Source organism: Brenneria rubrifaciens, from assembly GCF_005484945.1.
Classification (GTDB): domain Bacteria; phylum Pseudomonadota; class Gammaproteobacteria; order Enterobacterales; family Enterobacteriaceae; genus Brenneria; species Brenneria rubrifaciens.
This window is the reverse complement of the sequence record NZ_CP034035.1, coordinates 2,912,403-2,931,259: the sequence shown is the minus strand read 5'-3', so window position 1 is coordinate 2,931,259 and position 18,857 is coordinate 2,912,403. Positions and strand designations below refer to the sequence as shown.

The following is an 18,857-nucleotide window of genomic DNA, read 5'->3' as shown; positions in this document are numbered from 1 at the left end:
AAAGTAAATGACCTGTAACAAACAAGGGGCGATGGGGATTAATATAAGGCAACACCCGGCGTTTGAAAAACGATAGTTTCAAAATCGAAACGGTATAACTCACGGATAATAAGGCAATCCATTTTTTATGACATATGCACTGGAATTGGCGCAATTAACCAAAACCTACGCCGGCGGCGTCAAGGCATTGCGCGGGATCGATCTACAGGTCGAAGCGGGCGACTTTTATGCCCTGCTGGGGCCAAATGGCGCGGGAAAATCTACCACCATTGGCATTGTTAGCTCATTAGTAAATAAAACCGCGGGAAGGGTACAGGTTTTTGGCTATGACCTGGATCGGGATGCCGTTAACGCCAAGCATCAACTGGGGTTGGTGCCGCAGGAATTTAACTTTAACCAGTTTGAAACCGCATTGCAGATTGTGGTGAGCCAGGCAGGATATTACGGCGTAAAACGCGGCGACGCGTTGTTGCGGGCGGAAAAATACCTCAGGCAGTTGGATCTGTGGGAGAAGCGTAATGAGCAGTCCCGGATGCTCTCCGGCGGGATGAAGCGCCGTTTGATGATTGCCCGTGCGCTGATGCATGAACCCAAACTGCTGATTCTTGATGAGCCAACCGCCGGCGTAGATATTGAGTTGCGCCGTTCCATGTGGGGCTTTCTGAAAGAGCTCAACGCGCAGGGCACCACGATTATTTTGACCACCCACTATCTGGAAGAGGCTGAAATGCTGTGCCGCAATATCGGCATTATCCAGAATGGCGAGCTGGTGGAAAATACGTCGATGCGGCATTTGCTCTCCAAACTGAAATCTGAAACGTTTATTTTCGATTTGGCCGCCAGAAGTCCGTTACCTCAGCTTGAAGGTTATCCGTTCCGTTTGCTGGATACGTCGACGCTGGAGGTGGAGGTCATGCGTGAGCAGGGTCTGAATGCGCTGTTCAGCCAGTTAAGCGCGCAGGGGATACAGATATTGAGTATGCGTAACAAGGCGAACCGGCTGGAGGAGCTGTTTGTCACCCTGGTTAACGGTAAGGGAGAAAAAGCATGATGCAGTTGTATTGGGTGGCCCTACAGAGTATCTGGGGTAAAGAAATACACCGTTTTGGACGCATCTGGGCGCAGACGCTATTGCCGCCGGTTATCACCATGACGCTGTATTTTATTATTTTTGGCAACCTGATTGGTTCGCGTATCGGTGAGATGCACGGTTTTGACTATATGCAGTTCATCGTACCCGGCCTTATCATGATGTCGGTGATCACCAATTCCTACGCGAACGTCGCCTCTTCATTTTTCAGTGCGAAGTTTCAACGTAACATCGAAGAGCTTTTGGTCGCGCCAGTGCCGACCCATGTGGTCATCGCGGGTTATGTCGGTGGCGGCGTGGCGCGTGGCGTGTGCGTCGGCATATTGGTTACGGTGGTTTCTCTGTTTTTTGTACCGCTCCAGGTTCATGCCTGGTGGATTATCGTGCTGACGCTGCTGCTGACGGCGGTGTTGTTCTCGTTGGCGGGGTTGTTGAATGCGGTATTCGCCAACACGTTTGATGACATCAGCCTGATCCCGACCTTTGTGTTGACGCCGCTGACCTATCTTGGCGGGGTGTTTTATTCCTTAACGCTGCTGTCACCGTTTTGGCAGGCGGTGTCAAAGCTTAATCCGGTGGTGTATATGATCAGCGGGTTCCGCTATGGTTTTCTCGGCATTCATGATGTCCCGCTGGTCTTAACCCTGGCCGTGCTGGTTGGCTTTATCGTGGTGTTCTATCTTCTGGCATGGTGGTTGATCGAACGCGGACACGGACTGCGTACCTGAGGGGGTTAAAAGGGTAAGAAGGCGGTGTCGCCACCGCCCTCTTCACGTCAGGCGACCTGTACCGGAATGGCCTTGGCCTGACGCTGAAGCGCGTTATCGCCGGAGAAATAGGCGACTTTGGGGCGGTGCTCTCTTGCCTGCTCGTCGGACATCTGCACATAAGAACAGATGATCAGCTTATCACCCACGCAAGCGCAGCGCGCCGCCGCGCCGTTGACAGAAATAATCCGCGAACCTCTCTCGCCGGCAATGGCATAGGTCGAGAAACGCTGTCCGTTATCCACGTTATAGATATCAATCGCTTCATATTCCAGGATGCCCGCAGCATCCATAAAATCCTGATCGATGGCGCAAGAGCCTTCATAATGCAGGTCTGCCTGGGTGACTTTTACCCGGTGCAGTTTGCCTTGCAGCATGGTACGTATCATCGCTTTGTTACCTCTGTTCATACAGTCAAATCGACCTGCTGGTTATCAATCAATCGCGCTTTGCCTAACCAGGCTGCCATGAGAACAACCGCACGCGTGCTGGCTGTTGTCAGTGGTTGTAATGTCTCGGCGTCGCAAATAAACAGTTCGTCAGGTGTAAAGCCGGCTTGCCGAAGCTTTTCTTCCGCCTGACCCAGTAAATCATCAATCTGGCGCTCCCCGCTGGCCAATCGCGCAACCACGCTAGCCATCACCTTATTTAGCCGCGGCGCGATCTGGCGCTCTTCCGGGCTGAGATAGCCATTGCGTGAACTCAAGGCCAGGCCGTCTTTCGCCCGCACAATCGGCACGCCGACAATACTGATGTCATAGCCCATGTCGCTGACCAACTGACGGATCAGCAGCAACTGCTGATAATCTTTTTCGCCAAAGCAGGCCAGGTCCGGTTGCACCATATTGAACAGTTTACTGACAATGGTGGCGACGCCGCGAAAATGACCGGGGCGGCTGGCGCCTTCCAACCGATGAGACAGACCCGGCACCTCGACAAACGTTTGCTCTTCCAATCCGTTTGGATATATCACATCCGGGCCGGGCGCGAAAACCAGATCGACGCCTTTATGATTCAATTTCTCGCAATCTTCCTGCAAGGTCCGGGGATAGTGCGCTAAATCTTCTTGTCGTTCAAACTGCATGGGATTGACGAAAATACTGACGATCACGATATCGGCGCGCACGCGGGCTTCATCCACCAAGGTCAAATGCCCATCGTGCAGGTTCCCCATAGTGGGCACCAGCGCAATACATTTCCCCTCTTGACGCCAGCGGCGAATTTCACGGCGTAGCAGCAGAGGGGTTTCAATAATCAACACACCTGACTCCTTAACGAACGGCATTAATGGAAAGAATGTTCTTCGGCGGGATAAATACCCTGTTCCACTTCGTGTACATAGCGGCGTGCGGCAGTACGAATATCGCCACTTTGCGCCAGAAAGTTTTTAGCGAATTTAGGGGTTTTGTCGCCGGTGATGCCAAGGGCGTCATGCATAACCAGGATTTGCCCATCAGTGACGTTACCGGCGCCGATACCGATAACCGGAATGGCGAGGGTTTCGGTGATACGCTGCGCCAGAACAACCGGCACGCACTCCAGAACCAGTAACTGGGCGCCAGCCTGTTCCAGCGCAAGCGCGTCATCCAGTAATTGATTGGCTGCCGTTTCGTCCCGGCCCTGAACTTTGTAACCGCCGAAGATATTAACGGATTGCGGCGTCAGACCGAGATGCCCGCAAACGGGCACCGCGCGTTCAGTCAGCATGTTGACCGTCGGCGCCAGCCAGCTTCCGCCTTCCAGTTTGACCATATTGGCGCCGGCGCGCATCAGTTCCGCGGCCTGACTAAACGTTTGCTCTGGCGTGGCGTAACTCATGAACGGCATGTCCGAAAGCACCAGTGCGAAAGGCGCGCCGCGCCGCACGCAGCGCGTGTGGTAAACCATGTCGCTGATGGTGACGGGCAACGTTGAATCATGCCCTTGTAATGTCATGCCCAGTGAATCGCCAACCAGCATCACGTTAATTCCCTGCTCATAAAACAGGCGGGAAAAGCTGGCGTCGTAAGCCGTAATCGTAGCGAATTTACGCTTTTCTTTTTTCCATTGGCGTAAATGGGAGATGGTCGTCGGTTTCATGACAGCCTTCCTAAGTCAATAGGGCGAAGAATGAAAGGCAATCATTCTAATGGAAGCGGGCGTGCAGGGATATAGCCTTATCTTGCAAGTTGTTGAAGTCTATCAAGGCAAGTGAAACGGGCCGTGAGAGAAGTGTTCTTAATGAACGCGGTTCAATCGGGGTTATCGCTATCCCACAGCGTCAAACCGTTACGGTCTACGCAGGAAAGGCGGTGAGAAAGCGGTTCGCCATCGGGGAACACCAGAGCGGGTGCGATTTCAGCCAACGGATACAGCATGAATTCACGGTTTTTCATATCGTAATGCGGAACCGTCAGCCGCGCCGTATCAATCACCTCGTCACCGAACAGCAGAATATCCAGATCCAGCGTGCGGGGTCCCCAACGGTGTGCCTTGCGCACACGTCCCTGTTCAAGCTCAATCGCCTGCGTATGGTTCAGCAACTGTTCCGCGCTCAGCCCGGTTTCCATCGCGACGACCGCGTTGAGGTAATCCGGCTGATCCTGCTGGCCCAACGGGCGACTTCGGTAAAACGAAGAACAACTGATTATCTGGGTGAGCGGGACGTTATCCAGCGCGGCCAATGCGGTTCGCACTTGCTGTAGCGGCTGTGCCAGATTGCTGCCCAGCGCCAGATAAACCCGCGTCATCAACTATTTTCTCTGTGAATCGTCGTCGGTCTGCGTGGACGGCGGGGCCGCGAGCGACGATGTGCGGTTGGGCCATCATCCAGTGATTTGAGCATGTTCTGCTGTAGCGGCGGCGCGGCGACCTGAAATTCGCCCCACCATGCGGACAGACGCAACAGTTCCTGATGGTTTTCTATTTCCGCGCGCAGACAGAGCAGGTCATAGGCGGCGCGGAATTTTGGATGTTCCATCAGCTTATACGCGCGTTTCCCCTGACGACGTGACAGACGCAGTTGTAGTTGCCAGATATCCCGCACCATGGATGTAATACGCTTGGGAATGGCCAGTGAACGGCATTGCTCGTCGAGCACGTCGTTCATGGCCAGCAAGAAGGCGTCGAAGTAGGCCAGGCCGCTTTCCTGCGCCAGCTTTTGCGCATGTTCAATCAGCGGATACCACAGCATGGCGGCGAACAGAAACGCCGGGTTAACGCGCAAACTATTTTGCAGACGTTGGTCGGTGTTACTAAGAACCTTCACGACCATCCGCTCCAGCGTCGTGTCGCCGGTTTCAGTGAAGTGACGGCTGATCAGCGGGAACAACGGCTGGAATAGCTGATATTCGCACAGCATTTTATAAGTCGGGTAACCGTAGCCCGTTTGCAACAGTTTCAGCGACTCTTCAAACATACGGGCAGCGGGAATATCGTGCAGCAACGCCGCCAGACGGGGGATCGGTTGTGCTGTTTCAGGGCTGATGGTCATTCCCAGCTTGGCGGCAAAACGCACGGCGCGCAGCATTCGCACCGGATCTTCACGGTAGCGGGTTTCCGGGTCGCCAATCATGCGAATAATGCCTTGACGCAGGTCGTTCAACCCATTGGTATAGTCACGAACGGTGAAATCGGCAATGCTGTAATACAGGCTGTTGATGGAGAAATCGCGGCGCTGGGCGTCTTCCTCAATCGAACCAAAAATATTGTCGCGCAGCAGCATGCCATTGTGGGCTTGCTGGGCGGAATTCTTGATCTCCTGCTGTTCCTGATGCTGGTTGTGATGACCGCGGAACGTCGCGACTTCAATCACTTCGGGTCCGAACATCACGTGTGCCAGGCGGAAACGGCGGCCGACCAAACGGCAATTACGGAACAGCTTGCGCACCTGTTCTGGCGTCGCACTGGTGGTGATATCAAAATCTTTAGGCTTTTTGCCCAGCAGGAGGTCACGAACGCCGCCGCCAACCAGATAAGCCTCGTAGCCCGCTTTGTTCAAGCGATAAAGTACTTTCAGCGCATTATCACTGATATCGCTGCGTGAAATATTATGCTGGTCACGCGGGATTACCGTCAGATATTGACGCGTCTCCTCATGTTCGACCGTTTCGTTCTCGCGATTCAGTACTTTACGGCAAAAATTAGCGACTCGGGTAAAGATAATACACCTCGTTAGTGATGGATAAATAAAGGCACAACCAAAAAATAGCGGCTAATCATAGCTCACCAGACCCCCTTTGAGAATGATCATGTGACTTCAGACTGCCTTAAAAGGGATTTTATCCAGCGCCCAATGCGAGATAGACCACTCAAGCAGCGCCGTAAGCGTCAAGTCCTGCCAGCTCTCCGGTAGCGGTTGATGCAAAAATTGCAACGCCGCAACCAGAATCGGGCGTGGATCGCTCTCTGGCAGCGCAGGCGCATGGTTTTGCTTGGAGAGTTTTTGTCCCGCGCTATTCAGCACCAGCGGCAGGTGAATGTAATCCGGTTCCTTATAACCCAACTGATGATAGAGCGCGATTTGCCGTACGGTAGGTTCAATCAGGTCGGCTCCGCGTACGATTTCCGTGATCCCCTGTTGATGATCGTCCACCACCACGGCCAGATTGTAGGCAAACAGCCCGTCCCGGCGATGAATGATAAAATCTTCTTCAGCCAGTGCGCGATCGGCGTGAATATCCCCGCGCAGGCGGTCATGAAAGTGAAAAACCGGCGCTGTTTGTCGTAGACGCGCGGCGGCCCGCTCAGCAGGGAGGCCGAGATCGCGGCAGTGACCGTCATAGTGGCCGCCCAGTTGCTGGATACGGCTGCGGGTGCAGGTACAGTAATAGCTCAACCCACGCCGTTGAAGCTGATTAAGCGTGCTGCGGTAATGTTCATGCCGCTGTGATTGATAGACGACGTCGCCGTCCCAATGCAGGCCGTAATGTTCCAATTGGGAGAGAATCCGCGCCGATGCGCCGGGAATTTCACGGGGAGGGTCAATGTCTTCAATGCGTACCAGCCAGCGCCCGCACTGGGCTCGCGCCTGTAAGTAACTGCCTAACGCGGCAATCAGCGAGCCAAAATGCAGTGCGCCGGATGGAGAGGGGGCAAAGCGCCCGACGTAATGGTTTGTTGCTGACATATGAAGATATACGCAGAGTGAGATGTAAGCACACTAACACAACGAGCGGCATTGAAAATGCGTGGAGTCAAAGAGACGCAACGATCGTATTCGATTGATCGTCCACTTCATGTGGCTGAAGAGCCTGTTCCATAAAGCCTGACCCTGCGCACGTATTCCACGCTTACAGGGCAGGTTTTTAACGGGATGATCATCCTGCCATTTGCTTTTCGCGTATTTCCGCCAGTGTCTTACAGTCAATACACAAATCGGCGGTTGGACGGGCTTCAAGACGGCGGATGCCGATCTCTACGCCACAGGACTCACAGAAACCAAAGTCTTCATCTTCGATTTTTTGCAACGTTTTTGCGATCTTTTTGATCAGCTTACGTTCACGGTCGCGATTGCGCAGTTCGAGGCTGAATTCTTCTTCCTGAGCCGCGCGATCCACAGGATCGGGAAAATTGGCGGCTTCATCTCGCATATGCGATACAGTACGATCCACTTCATCTCTGAGTTGGTTGCGCCATGCTTCGAGAATACGCTTGAAATGAGCCAGCTGGACGCTGTTCATATACTCTTCGCCCGCCTTCTCCTGGTACGGCTCTACTCCGGCAATTGCGAGAATGCTCAGAGAAGATGTCTTACGGCTTTGCCCTTCTTGCATGTTGCTTCTCCTACATAACACGACACGCATTATACCCTGTATATTTGAAGTTACCGCGTAGGCCGACACAATAAAAATTGCTTCTTTCCACTTACTCGAATCACCTATCTTGCAGGTCATTCGGCGCGCCTTCGTTTGCTGTTCGGCCGAACTTCAATCACTCTGGGTATATCGATCCCCTAACGGGGAAAAACAGGCCGCTATAAATAGCAGATGGAGATTAGGTTGGCAATGATTCCTGACACCGGCCTGATAAAGTGTGAGGAACGGCTAATTATCATCAGATGATAAACAACGTGTTAGCGTGTTATACCCATGCGCACTTTATTTATCTACTTATAATAATGGCAACCGATGCGTAAGCCTGATGCCATTAGGAGACAAAGTGGAGGCATAACATAAAATTTCAACCCCCTGTTGTTGCGCCGCCATGAATAATTCCGCATAGCGTGGGTCAATATGCTGAGCGGGAGAAACTTGTGCTATCCCCGAATGCAGCACGGCGAAAAACAATACCGCTCGTTCGCCATTGGCAACCACCTGTTGCAGTTCTCGCAGATGCTTCTGCCCCCGGAGGGTAACCGCATCGGGAAAGTAACCATATCCATGTTGCGATAATGTGACGGACTTCACCTCAATATAGCAGTCAATCCTGCCGCCCGCCTGTAACAGCAGATCAATACGGCTATTTTCCGCCCCATATTTCACTTCGGTTTTTAAAATGTTATAGCCAGCCAGTTCCGCTATCCGATTTTCCGATAAGGCTTCATGCAATAATGAGTTGGCGCGCAAAGTATTGACGCAAATCCATTCGTTTTGTTGCGTTTCCGTCAGTTCCCAACTGTGGGGATACTTTCGTTTGGGATTGTCGGATGTGGAGTACCAGACCGTGTCGCCCGGTGTGGCGCAACCCGTCATCGCGCCGGTATTGGCGCAATGCAGCGTGAGTATTTCGCCCTGCGGGGTGAGCACATCGGCAAGGAAGCGTTTGTAGCGTTTAATCAGTCTGGCCGACTGTAGGCGAGGAGTGAATTGCATGGGTATCCTAACGTGAGAGAGGCTGGGTCAGCGGCCAGCTTGCCAATGCCTGATAGCGGGTTTTGCCCTTTTCAAACAAAGATTGATAAAGCGAGAAATGATCCACTTTTATCCGCCAACTGAAATTCGCAGGCGGTAAGGCAACCGGTCTGGTCGCGCCGCGTAACAGCGTGATATGCGGATGAAAAGGCTGGGATGTTTGGTAACAGCCATTACGGGCGGCTTGTGACCTTAATAAATCAGCCAATTGCAACAAGCCTTGCGGCGCCTGCCGACATCCTATCCACACCACGCCGGGACGAGGCCACTGTCCGGCGTCGTTCAGGTCGACGGTAAACTCAGGCTGGCGGATTCTTCCTGCCAGCGCGCGCAGCGCCCGCTCTTTCTGTTCACTGACTTCCCCCAGGAAGGCCAGCGTCAGGTGAAGGTTGTCGGCGGCCACCGGATGACCGGCTTCCGGTAAGAAATGTTCAGCGCGCCAGCGGATAATGTCCCGCTGGATCGTTTCCGGCAACGATAACGCAAAAAACAGTCGGCGGGTGACGTGCATGTCTATCTCTCCGTTCTGATTCCATCCGATGCTACAATGCCAGCCGCTGAAAGTTAACCTTTACGGAGATTTCTGTGATTTTACCGCCCGTCAGTGCCGTTTTAAATGAGGTGATCTCGGCGCTGCATTCCTCGCCTCAGGTGTTGCTCAACGCCCCCACCGGCGCCGGGAAGTCAACCTGGCTGCCGCTGCGGTTGCTGCAACAGGGCAATCTGAACGGACGGATTATCATGCTCGAACCCCGTCGCCTGGCGGCGAAAAGCGTCGCCTGGCGGCTGGCCCGGCAATTAGGTGAGGAACCGGGGCAGACGGTGGGTTACCGGATGCGGGCGGAAAGCCGGGTGAGCGCGACGACGTGTCTGGAGGTGATCACCGAAGGCATGTTGACGCGTTTATTGCAGCAGGATGCCGAACTAAAAGATATCGCGCTGGTGATCCTGGATGAGTTTCATGAACGCAGCCTACAGGCCGATCTGGGGCTGGCGCTATTGTTGGATGTACAGCAAGGGCTGCGTGAGGATTTGAAGCTGCTGATTATGTCCGCCACATTGGATAACGCGCGCCTTTCCGCCCTGCTGCCGAACTGCGCCTGTGTGGTGTCCGAAGGGCGAAGCTATCCGGTTGAGCGCCACTTTGTGCCTTTGAACGGCCAGGCGCGTCTGGAAGAGGGCGTTGCCCGTCAGGTAAGGCGTTTAATGATGGATCAGGCGGGATCGCTGCTGCTGTTTTTACCCGGCGTCGCCGAAATCAAGCGGGTGCAGGCGCTGTTGGAAAACAACGTAACGGATGACGTGGATTTATGTCCGCTGTACGGGGCGCTGACGTTGTCAGAGCAGCAAAAGGCTATTCTGCCGGCGGAAAACGGCCGCCGAAAAGTGGTGCTGGCGACCAACATTGCGGAAACCAGCCTGACCATTGAAGGCATTCGCCTGGTTGTGGATTGCGGTTTGGAGCGGGTAGCGCGTTTCGATGTTAAAAGCGGTTTAACCCGGTTGGTGACGCAGCGTATCAGTCAGGCCTCTATGGTGCAGCGCGCCGGGCGCGCCGGGCGCGTGAGTCCCGGCATTTGCTGGCACCTCTGTTCCCGAGAGCAAGCCGAACGCGCGGCGGCGCAAAGCGATGCCGAAATACTCAACAGCGATCTGAGCAGTTTCTGGCTGGACTTGTTGCTGTGGGGATGCACAGATGTGGGACAGCTTAACTGGCTGGATACGCCGCCGTGCGCCGCGATGCAGTCCGCGCGTAATCTGCTGGAACAGTTGCAGATTACCGATCGGAAGGACAGGCTGACGTCCGCAGGACGAAAGATAGCCGCCCTGGGGTGCGATGCCCGGCTGGCAACGATGCTATGCGCCGCCGCCCGGCAAGGCGACGATGTGCTGGCAACCGCAGGTTGTCTGGCGGCGATTCTGGAAGAACCGCCCCGCGGCGGATCGATCAATCTGCTGGACTGGCTGCATCGGCCGCTGCCACACTGGTTGCGGCGCGGACGGCAACTGACACGGCGATTGTCCCCGGTTTCCGGCCGTATAGATACCGCCTGGGCCGCCTGGCTGCTGGCCCAGGCTTTTCCCGATCGCATCGCCCGGCGGCGCAGTGAGGACGGCCGCTATCAGTTGGCTGGGGGCATGGGCGCCATGATGCCGCCCGATGATGCGCTGTCTGGCGCCGACTGGCTGCTGGCGCCGGCTTTATTGCACAACGGCCACACGGCGGAGGCGCGCATCCTGCTGGCTCTGCCGCTGGACATTCATCAACTGGTACAGCAGTTGCCGGCGCTGGTGAGCGAGCATAACGTCGTGCAGTGGGACGAGGAAAAAGGCACGCTGCGCGCCAGCAAACGCAGCCAGATTGGTAACCTGATATTACAGACGCGTCCGCTGACCAAACCTTCCGATGAAGCGTTCCAACAGGCTATGCTGGGCTGGCTGCGGGAACAGGGGCTGGCCCGGTTGAATTGGGAGCCTGCGGCGGCACAGCTTCGCGCCCGCTTGCAATGCGCCCGCCAATGGCTGCCTGAGGTCGACTGGCCGCGGGTGGATGATGAAACATTGCTGGCGACGCTGGAGTCATGGCTACAGCCTTCTTTAACGGGCGTGCGTGATTTACGCGCGTTGCGGCAGGTGGATTTGAGCGAGGCGTTGCTGCGCCTGCTGGACTGGCCTTTGCGTCAGCGGCTGGATAGTGCGTTGCCGAGTCATTACACTGTGCCGGGCGGCAGCCGTTTGCCCATCGCTTATTATGAAGATAAGCCGCCGGTTCTGGCCGTACGGCTACAGGAGATGTTCGGCGAACGGCAAAGTCCGCGGTTGGCGGAAGGGCGGGTTGCGCTGGTGTTGGAACTATTATCGCCGGCTCTACGCCCCTTGCAGATTACGCGCGATCTGGCCGCGTTCTGGCAAGGCGCTTACCGTGACGTACAAAAAGAGATGAAAGGGCGATATCCCAAACATGTCTGGCCGGACGACCCGGCGAATGCGGCCCCGACCCGGCGTACCAGGCACTATCGGGATCACTAATTTCAGACGTTTCCGCTTCCTTGAAAGAAACGGCGGAAACAGAGTAGACCGCTTGAGCGCAAAGCTGGTGGCCGTTAACAACCTGATGGAGAAGTAACAGTAATGTCTCGGGACGATCGCGAACCTATCGGGCGCAAAGGAAGGGCGTCAGGACGTAAACTTACACACAGGCAGGCAATACGGCGTCGCAGGGATGATTATGAAGATGATTTGGACGACTTTGACGACGATGATGGCTATGACGATGAGGAAGAGATGACAAGGAAACCGCATAAAAAAAGACGCTGGCTGGGGCTTTTTATCAAGCTGTCCCTAGTGTTTGCGGTCGTGCTGGCGATTTATGGCGTGTACCTCGACAGCCAGATCCGCAGCCGTATCGAAGGTAAGGTATGGCAATTGCCCGCGGCGGTGTATGGCCGCATGCTTAACCTTGAGCCGGGGATGTCTTATAACCAGAAAGAGATGATCGGCCTGCTGGAAGGCATGCAGTATCGTCAGGTCAGCCGTATCACCCGGCCGGGCGAATTCAGCGTTCGGGGCAATGTCATCGAAATGCTGCGGCGTCCGTTTGATTTCCCGGATGGCAAAGAAGGGCAAATTCGCGCTCGTCTGACGTTTAGCAACGATCGTCTGGCGCAGATCCAGAATCTGGATAACCAGCGCAATTTCGGCTTCTTCCGTCTCGATCCGAAATTGATCACCATGATGCAGTCGCCTAACGGCGAGCAACGTCTGTTTGTGCCGCGTACCGGATTTCCCGATCTGCTGGTCGATACGCTGATTGCCACGGAAGATCGTCACTTCTATGAGCATGACGGGATTAGCCTGTATTCGATCGGCCGCGCGTTTTTGGCGAATATTACCGCCGGACGTGCGGTACAGGGGGGAAGTACCCTGACGCAGCAACTGGTGAAAAACCTGTTTCTCACCAATGAGCGTTCCTTGTGGCGTAAAGCCAACGAAGCTTACATGGCGTTAATCATGGATTACCGCTACAGCAAAGATCGCATTCTGGAACTGTATCTCAATGAGGTTTATCTCGGTCAGAGCGGGAGCGATCAGATCCGCGGCTTCCCGTTGGCCAGCCTTTATTACTTTGGTCGTCCGGTCAATGAGCTGAGCCTCGATCAGCAGGCGCTGCTGGTGGGCATGGTAAAAGGCGCGTCGTTGTATAACCCGTGGCGTAACCCGAAAATCACGCTGGAACGACGCAATCTGGTATTGCGTCTATTGCAGAATCAGCAGGTTATTGATGCCGAACTGTACAATATGCTGAGTGCTCGTCCGCTGGGCGTACAACCTAAAGGCGGCGTCATCAGCCCGCAGCCCGCCTTTATGCAACTGGTGCGTCAGGAATTGCAGCAGCGGCTGGGCGACAAAGTCAACGATCTGTCGGGGGTGAAAATTTTCACCACGCTTGATCCCGTGTCTCAAAATGCGGCGGAAAACGCGGTGGAAGAGGGGATTCCGGCGCTAAGGGCGGCTCGCAACGTCAACGATCTGGAGTCGTCCATGGTGATTGTGGATCGTTTCAGCGGTGAGATCCGCGCGATGGTCGGCGGTTCGCAGACGCAATATGCCGGGTTCAACCGTGCATTGCAGGCGCGCCGTCCCGTCGGTTCCCTGGCGAAGCCGCCAACCTATCTGACGGCGTTAAGCCAACCGGATGTTTATCGTCTGAATACCTGGCTGGCGGATGAACCGCTGTCGTTCAGGCAGTCAAACGGACAACTGTGGCAGCCGAAAAATTATGATCGTCAATTCCGCGGCCGCGTCATGCTGGTTGACGCGTTGGCGAACTCGCTGAACGTCCCGACGGTGAATCTGGGGATGGCTGTTGGTCTGGATCAGGTCACCGCGACGCTGAAGCGATTGGGGATACCAGACATCGCCATTCAACCCGTACCGGCAATGCTGTTGGGGTCAATCAGTCTGACGCCGATGGAAGTCGCGCAGGAATATCAGACAATCGCCGGCGGCGGTAATCGTGCGCCGTTATCGTCTCTGCGTTCGGTGATTGCGGAAGATGGCAACGTGCTGTATCAAAGCTTCCCGCAGGCGGAACGCGCTGTTCCGGCACAGGCTGCCTATCTCACGCTGTACGGCATGCAACAAGTGGTGGCGCGGGGCACATCCCGTTCACTGGCGGTTAAGTTTCCGAACTATCATCTGGCGGCGAAAACCGGTACGACCAACGATCTGCGTGACAGTTGGTTCGCCGGGATAGATGGCAAAGAGGTGGCGATCACCTGGGTCGGACGCGATAATAACGGTCCGGCGAAACTGACGGGAGCGAACGGTGCGCTGACGATTTACCGCCGCTATCTGGAAAATCAAACGCCTCTGCCGCTGATGTTGACGCCGCCTGAAGGGATCACGACCATGACGGTTGACGCCGACGGCAACTTTGTCTGTAACGGCAGCAGTGCCGGGCGAGTTCTGCCTGTCTGGACGGAGAATCCGCAGGCGCTGTGTCAGGCAGGTCAGCAATCTCAGCAACAAGAGCAGCAAAATGGCGACGGCGTGGCTGACTGGATCAAGCAAATGTTTGGCCAGTAACGGTATATTCCCCCGGGTTTTCCGGGGGATTTTCTTTACGCGCGCTTCAATCCTCCCGTCGGTAAATTTGTTGCGAAGACGATTCCGTTAGGCCTATTATGCAATCTTTATAATAATCATTATCGTTTCCCCTTGACCTGGCAACGGTTAATCATTTCCTCAAATTGCATTGAAAGCCAACACGTTATGCAAAATAAAAATAGATTACCTGATACCACGTTCGGACTGGAGGGGGTGAGTTTTTCCGTCACGGGTCGTACGTTACTGTACCCACTGTCGCTGACATTCCCCGTCGGCAAAGTCTGTGGTTTGATCGGACACAATGGCTCAGGGAAATCCACACTGTTGAAAATCCTGGGCCGCCACCAACCTGCCAGCAGTGGCCGCGTGTATCTGGGGGAGCAGCCGGCCGCAAATTGGGACAGCAAATCCTTTGCCCGCCAGGTTGCCTATCTGCCGCAGCAGTTGCCTGCCGCGGAAGGCATGACGGTACGTGAACTGGTGGCGATAGGGCGTTATCCGTGGCATGGCGCGCTGGGGCGTTTCGGCAGCGCCGATCGAGAAAAAGTGGACGAAGCGATCAGGCTGGTCGGGCTGAACGCGTTCGCCAATCGTCTGGTCGACAGTTTGTCGGGCGGCGAACGACAGCGTGCGTGGCTGGCGATGACCGTGGCGCAGGATAGCCGGTGCCTGTTGCTGGATGAGCCGACCTCGGCGCTGGACATCGCTCACCAGGTCGAAGTGCTGGCGCTGATTCAACGCATGAGTCAGACGCGTGGATTAACCGTGATTGCCGTCTTACATGATATCAATATGGCGGCCCGCTACTGTGATTACCTGATGGCATTGCGCGGTGGGGAGATGATTGCGCAAGGCGAACCTTCCGCCCTGATGCAGGCTTCGGTATTGGAAAGTATTTATGGCATCCCCATGGGTATTTTGCCTCATCCCAGCGGTGGCGCGCCGATCGGTTATGTTTGCTGAATATGTCTGATTTATTACCTTCCGTTTATTCCCCGGATCCCATGCGTCGTCGTTTGCTGACGGCGCTGATGTTATCTCCGCTTTTCTATCCCGCGTTCAGCAGGGGAGCCGCTTACCCTGACGCACAGCGCGTTGTGGCGCTGGAATGGCTGCCGGCTGAGCTGCTGATGGCATTGGGCATCACGCCGCTTGGGGTGGCCGATGTACCTAACTATCGCCTGTGGGTGGAGGAACCGGTATTGCCGACGCAGGTTATTGACGTTGGGTTGCGCACTGAACCGAACCTGGAATTGCTGACCCAGCTTCGACCCTCGCTGATACTGCATTCCGAAGGTTACGGGCCGCCGGTGGAGAGAATCTCCCGTATCGCGCCGATCATGGGATTCAGTTTTAGCGATGGCGGCGGCAAGCCGCTGACATTCGCTCAGGCATCGTTAGTCAAGCTGGCGAATGCGCTGGGAAGACCCGCGGCAGCGGACCGCCACTTACAACAATTCTCTCAGTTTATGCAGCAGGCAAAAACAAGCTTGCGTCCCTATACCCGCCGTCCGCTGTTGTTGTTTTCCCTGTTGAATACGCGCCACGCGATAGTGATTGGCAACAACAGTCTCTTTCAGGAAGTGATGGATGAGATCGGGATCGTCAATGCCTGGCAGGGGGAAACCAATTTCTGGGGAAGCGCCATCGTTGGCGTTGAACGTCTGGCCGGGATTGATGATGCTTACGCCCTCTGTTTCGATCACGGCAATGACGTGATAACGCAGCAGGTGGCCGGTAGCCCGCTGTGGCAGGCAATGCCGTTCGTGCGTCAGCAACGCTGGCAGCGTGTTCCCGCCGTCTGGATTTATGGCGCCACGCTATCGGCCATGCGTTTCTGCCGCGTGCTGGAACAGGCGCTGGAGGCACGGCGTGATATCAGTTAAAAACCGGATGTTGCCTGTCCTGCTGATTGGCCTTCTGTTGGCGCTGCTGCTGGGCATAGGCGGTTACAACTTGCAGCGGCAGTTACCTGCGGCGTTATGGCGGCAGGGATTATGGCAGCCGTCCGCCGACGATGTCCGGCAACTCCTGTTCCACTATAGTCTACTGCCGCGGATGGCGCTTGCTTTGCTGGTGGGCGCCGGGCTGGGGCTGAGCGGAATACTGTTTCAGCAGGTATTACGCAATCCGCTGGCGGAATCATCGACGCTGGGGATCGCGGCAGGCGCCCAGTTGGGCATCACCGCGGCAACGCTGTGGGCGTTGCCCGCAGGCGCGTTTATCCAGCAAATCGCCGCGTTGTTGGGCGCGTTAGCGGTCGGCGCGCTGGTATTCGGCGTCGCCTGGGGCAAGCGATTATCGCCGGTTACGCTGATACTGGCCGGGTTGGTGCTGAGCTTCTACTGCGGCGCCGTCAACCAACTGCTGGCGCTGTTTCATCATGATCAGCTTCAGAATCTGTTTCTATGGAGCAGCGGCGCGCTGAATCAGCAGGACTGGTATCACGTACGATTTGTCTTTCCCCTGCTGATCGTGGCGTTCTGTCTGACGTTATTGCTGTTACGTCCGCTCACTCTGCTGGGGTTGGACGACGGCGTCGCGCGTAATCTGGGGCTGGGGCTATCACTGGCGCGCCTGTGCGCGCTGGGACTGGCTGTCTTTCTAAGCGCGCAATTGGTCAATGCGGCAGGGATCATCGGTTTTATCGGCCTTTTTGCCCCGCTGTTGGCCAAAATGCTGGGCGCCAGACGTTTATGGCATCGGCTCTGGCTGGCTCCGCTACTAGGCGCGTTACTGTTGTGCCTGACCGATCAGGTCGTGATCTGGCTGACCGGAGTATGGCGTGAAATTCCGACCGGAGCGGCAACGGCGTTGATCGGTGCGCCGTTGTTACTGTGGTTATTGCCCCGTCTGAGAGCGTCTGGTCAGGCGCCGCTCCTGGAACGGCCCGCTTCGCGTTCTGCTGAACGTCGGCAATGGGGAGTGTGGATGGCGGGGGGCGTTGTGCTGCTGTTGGCGGCCATCGTGCTGGCGCTGCTGCTGGGCCGGGATGCGCATGGCTGGGGGTGGGCAAACGGCGAATCGCTGCCATCGCTGCTGCCGTGGCGCTGGCCGCGCGTAATGGCGGCCCTGTCTGCGGGAATGATGCTGGCGGTGGCCGGAACCCTGATTCAAAAGTTGACCGGCAATCCGATGGCAAGCCCGGAGGTCCTGGGGATAAGCGCCGGCGCGTCATTCGGTATCATCATGCTGCTATTTTTTGTGCCCGGTAATGCTTTTGTGTGGTTGATACCTGCCGGAAGCGCTGGCGCGGCGGTGACGCTGTTGACGATGATGGTGATTGCCGGACGCGGCGGGTTTTCCACCCAGCGTATGCTGCTGGCCGGAATCGCCCTGAGTATGGCGTTTTCCACCGTGATCACCCTGTTGTTGGCCAGCGGGGATCCGCGTATGGGCAGCGTGCTGACCTGGCTGTCCGGGTCAACCTATGCCGTTGAAGGGCGTGATGCCGTGCGAACCGCCGTCATTGCCGCATTGTTGTTGCTGATAGTGCCGCTGTGCCAGCGCTGGCTGCGTATTCTGCCGTTAGGCGCGACCATGTCGCGTGCAGTGGGGATCGCGGTCACGCCGGTACGTTTACTGGTATTACTGCTGGCTTCCGTGCTGACGGCAGTGGCGACGCTGACGGTGGGGCCGATGAGTTTTGTGGGATTAATGGCGCCGCATCTGGCGCGCATGATGGGGTTTGGCCGGGTAATCCCGCAACTGTGCTGTTCAGCGCTGATTGGCGGTTTACTCATGGTGACGGCAGACTGGTGCGGCCGTATGGTGCTGTTTCCGTACCAGATCCCGGCAGGCTTGCTGGCGACCTTTATCGGCGCGCCCTATTTTGTTTATTTGCTGCGCAAGCAGGTCAGATAACTTTCGTCATCGCTTCCACCAGCATCCAGATAGCGGTGGTTAACAGCGAGAGCGCCATAACCGTGTTGAACAACCGCAGTTTCCAGGCTTCCTGAAGGTGCTTGCCGATTCGGTCGCCAAGCGCCGCCCACACCAGAATGCAGGGCAGATTTAGCGCCATCAACGCGACGGTGACCGTGAAAACACCGCTGCTGGCGGTATAGAGCAACGCCACGTTACTGGCCATCAGCCAGGCTTTGGGGTTGACCGCCTGAAACAACGCGCCCTGTAGCAGCGTCATCGGCTTACTTTCACCGCGTAACGCCGGCGCGGATGCCTGCGCAATTTTCCAGGAAAGCCACAGCAGATAGCTGCATCCCAGCACAGTAAGCGGCATTCTTACCGCGCTCATCCAGCTTAGCAACAGATCCAGTCCCACGCCCATCAGCGCCGTTTGCACCGCGCAACCCAACATGATGCCCAATGACATTGGCAGCGTACGCCGTATGCCAAAATTAACGCCGGAGGTCGCCAGTAGCAGGTTATTGGGGCCGGGGGTAATCGACATGACGGCGACGTAGCTGAAAAAAGAGGGATCGAGCATTGGTCTGTCCTTTTATTTAACTCTGAATGAGAACGCCATGATAAAGGGATTGATAGCGATGGTAACAGATACACAAAAAGACTATTGTTATGAGTACAAAAGGTATTTGTCAT

General features: G+C 55.8%; 17 protein-coding genes. 7 read left to right on the top strand and 10 right to left on the bottom strand.

The genetic code is table 11. The features are described 5' to 3' along the window. Window positions 1-127 precede the first annotated feature (127 nt). Both EH207_RS13315 and EH207_RS13310 read left to right on the top strand, forming a co-directional pair. Complete coding sequence (locus tag EH207_RS13315; RefSeq protein WP_137714424.1) at window positions 128-1,051, top strand: ABC transporter ATP-binding protein; 924 nt, start codon at window positions 128-130, stop codon at window positions 1,049-1,051. Next, window positions 1,048-1,818 carry an ABC transporter permease gene (locus EH207_RS13310; RefSeq protein WP_137714423.1) on the top strand — a complete coding sequence of 257 codons (771 nt, stop codon included), beginning with the start codon at window positions 1,048-1,050 and terminating at the stop codon, window positions 1,816-1,818. Before EH207_RS13315 ends, EH207_RS13310 begins: the two co-directional genes overlap by 4 nt. 47 nt (window positions 1,819-1,865) lie before the next feature. Here the strand turns inward: EH207_RS13310 and panD are convergent, their stop codons facing one another. From panD to thpR, 9 genes are all read right to left on the bottom strand, one after another. Beyond that, window positions 1,866-2,246: an aspartate 1-decarboxylase gene (panD, locus tag EH207_RS13305; RefSeq protein WP_137715354.1), complete on the bottom strand. Its 381-nt coding sequence runs from the start codon at window positions 2,244-2,246 to the stop codon at window positions 1,866-1,868. Between the two features lie 17 nt (window positions 2,247-2,263). After that, on the bottom strand, window positions 2,264-3,118 hold the full coding sequence (gene panC, locus EH207_RS13300; protein WP_137714422.1) for a pantoate--beta-alanine ligase: 855 nt from the start codon (window positions 3,116-3,118) through the stop codon (window positions 2,264-2,266). A gap of 23 nt (window positions 3,119-3,141) precedes the next feature. Further along, window positions 3,142-3,936 carry a 3-methyl-2-oxobutanoate hydroxymethyltransferase gene (gene panB, locus EH207_RS13295; RefSeq protein ID WP_137714421.1) on the bottom strand — a complete coding sequence of 265 codons (795 nt, stop codon included), beginning with the start codon at window positions 3,934-3,936 and terminating at the stop codon, window positions 3,142-3,144. 152 nt (window positions 3,937-4,088) lie between these two features. Beyond that, on the bottom strand, window positions 4,089-4,586 hold the full coding sequence (gene folK, locus EH207_RS13290; RefSeq protein WP_137714420.1) for a 2-amino-4-hydroxy-6-hydroxymethyldihydropteridine diphosphokinase: 498 nt from the start codon (window positions 4,584-4,586) through the stop codon (window positions 4,089-4,091). After that, window positions 4,586-5,998, bottom strand: coding sequence for a polynucleotide adenylyltransferase PcnB (gene pcnB / locus EH207_RS13285; protein WP_137714419.1), 1,413 nt, complete (start codon window positions 5,996-5,998; stop codon window positions 4,586-4,588). The genes folK and pcnB overlap by 1 nt, the downstream gene beginning before the upstream one ends. A 96-nt stretch (window positions 5,999-6,094) precedes the next feature. Next, on the bottom strand, window positions 6,095-6,964 hold the full coding sequence (gluQRS, locus tag EH207_RS13280) for a tRNA glutamyl-Q(34) synthetase GluQRS (RefSeq protein WP_137714418.1): 870 nt from the start codon (window positions 6,962-6,964) through the stop codon (window positions 6,095-6,097). Window positions 6,965-7,154: 190 nt separating this feature from the next. Continuing rightward, window positions 7,155-7,610, bottom strand: a complete 456-nt coding sequence (gene dksA, locus EH207_RS13275; RefSeq protein ID WP_137714417.1) for an RNA polymerase-binding protein DksA — start codon at window positions 7,608-7,610, stop codon at window positions 7,155-7,157. Between the two features lie 336 nt (window positions 7,611-7,946). Beyond that, window positions 7,947-8,648 (bottom strand): DNA/RNA nuclease SfsA, encoded by a 702-nt coding sequence (gene sfsA / locus EH207_RS13270; protein ID WP_137714416.1) that lies wholly within the window; start codon window positions 8,646-8,648, stop codon window positions 7,947-7,949. A 7-nt stretch (window positions 8,649-8,655) separates the two neighbouring features. Continuing rightward, window positions 8,656-9,198 carry an RNA 2',3'-cyclic phosphodiesterase gene (thpR, locus tag EH207_RS13265; RefSeq protein ID WP_137714415.1) on the bottom strand — a complete coding sequence of 181 codons (543 nt, stop codon included), beginning with the start codon at window positions 9,196-9,198 and terminating at the stop codon, window positions 8,656-8,658. A gap of 74 nt (window positions 9,199-9,272) precedes the next feature. On the opposite strand from thpR, the gene hrpB reads away from it, so the two are divergent. From hrpB to fhuB, 5 genes are all read left to right on the top strand, one after another. After that, entirely contained in the window at window positions 9,273-11,717 is a 2,445-nt protein-coding gene (hrpB, locus tag EH207_RS13260) for an ATP-dependent helicase HrpB (protein WP_137714414.1), read from the top strand. 102 nt (window positions 11,718-11,819) lie between these two features. Next, a complete protein-coding gene (gene mrcB, locus EH207_RS13255) occupies window positions 11,820-14,276 on the top strand; it encodes a bifunctional glycosyl transferase/transpeptidase (RefSeq protein ID WP_137714413.1) in 2,457 nt (818 codons plus the stop codon). 186 nt (window positions 14,277-14,462) lie between these two features. Beyond that, a complete protein-coding gene (gene fhuC / locus EH207_RS13250; protein WP_137714412.1) occupies window positions 14,463-15,260 on the top strand; it encodes a Fe3+-hydroxamate ABC transporter ATP-binding protein FhuC in 798 nt (265 codons plus the stop codon). Between the two features lie 2 nt (window positions 15,261-15,262). Beyond that, window positions 15,263-16,183 (top strand): Fe(3+)-hydroxamate ABC transporter substrate-binding protein FhuD, encoded by a 921-nt coding sequence (gene fhuD / locus EH207_RS13245; protein ID WP_137714411.1) that lies wholly within the window; start codon window positions 15,263-15,265, stop codon window positions 16,181-16,183. Between the two features lie 7 nt (window positions 16,184-16,190). Continuing rightward, on the top strand, window positions 16,191-18,161 hold the full coding sequence (gene fhuB / locus EH207_RS13240) for a Fe(3+)-hydroxamate ABC transporter permease FhuB (RefSeq protein WP_137715353.1): 1,971 nt from the start codon (window positions 16,191-16,193) through the stop codon (window positions 18,159-18,161). On the opposite strand, the gene EH207_RS13235 is transcribed toward fhuB, so the two are convergent. Further along, window positions 18,154-18,744 carry a LysE family translocator gene (locus EH207_RS13235; protein ID WP_137714410.1) on the bottom strand — a complete coding sequence of 197 codons (591 nt, stop codon included), beginning with the start codon at window positions 18,742-18,744 and terminating at the stop codon, window positions 18,154-18,156. The genes fhuB and EH207_RS13235 overlap by 8 nt on opposite strands. Window positions 18,745-18,857 lie beyond the last annotated feature (113 nt).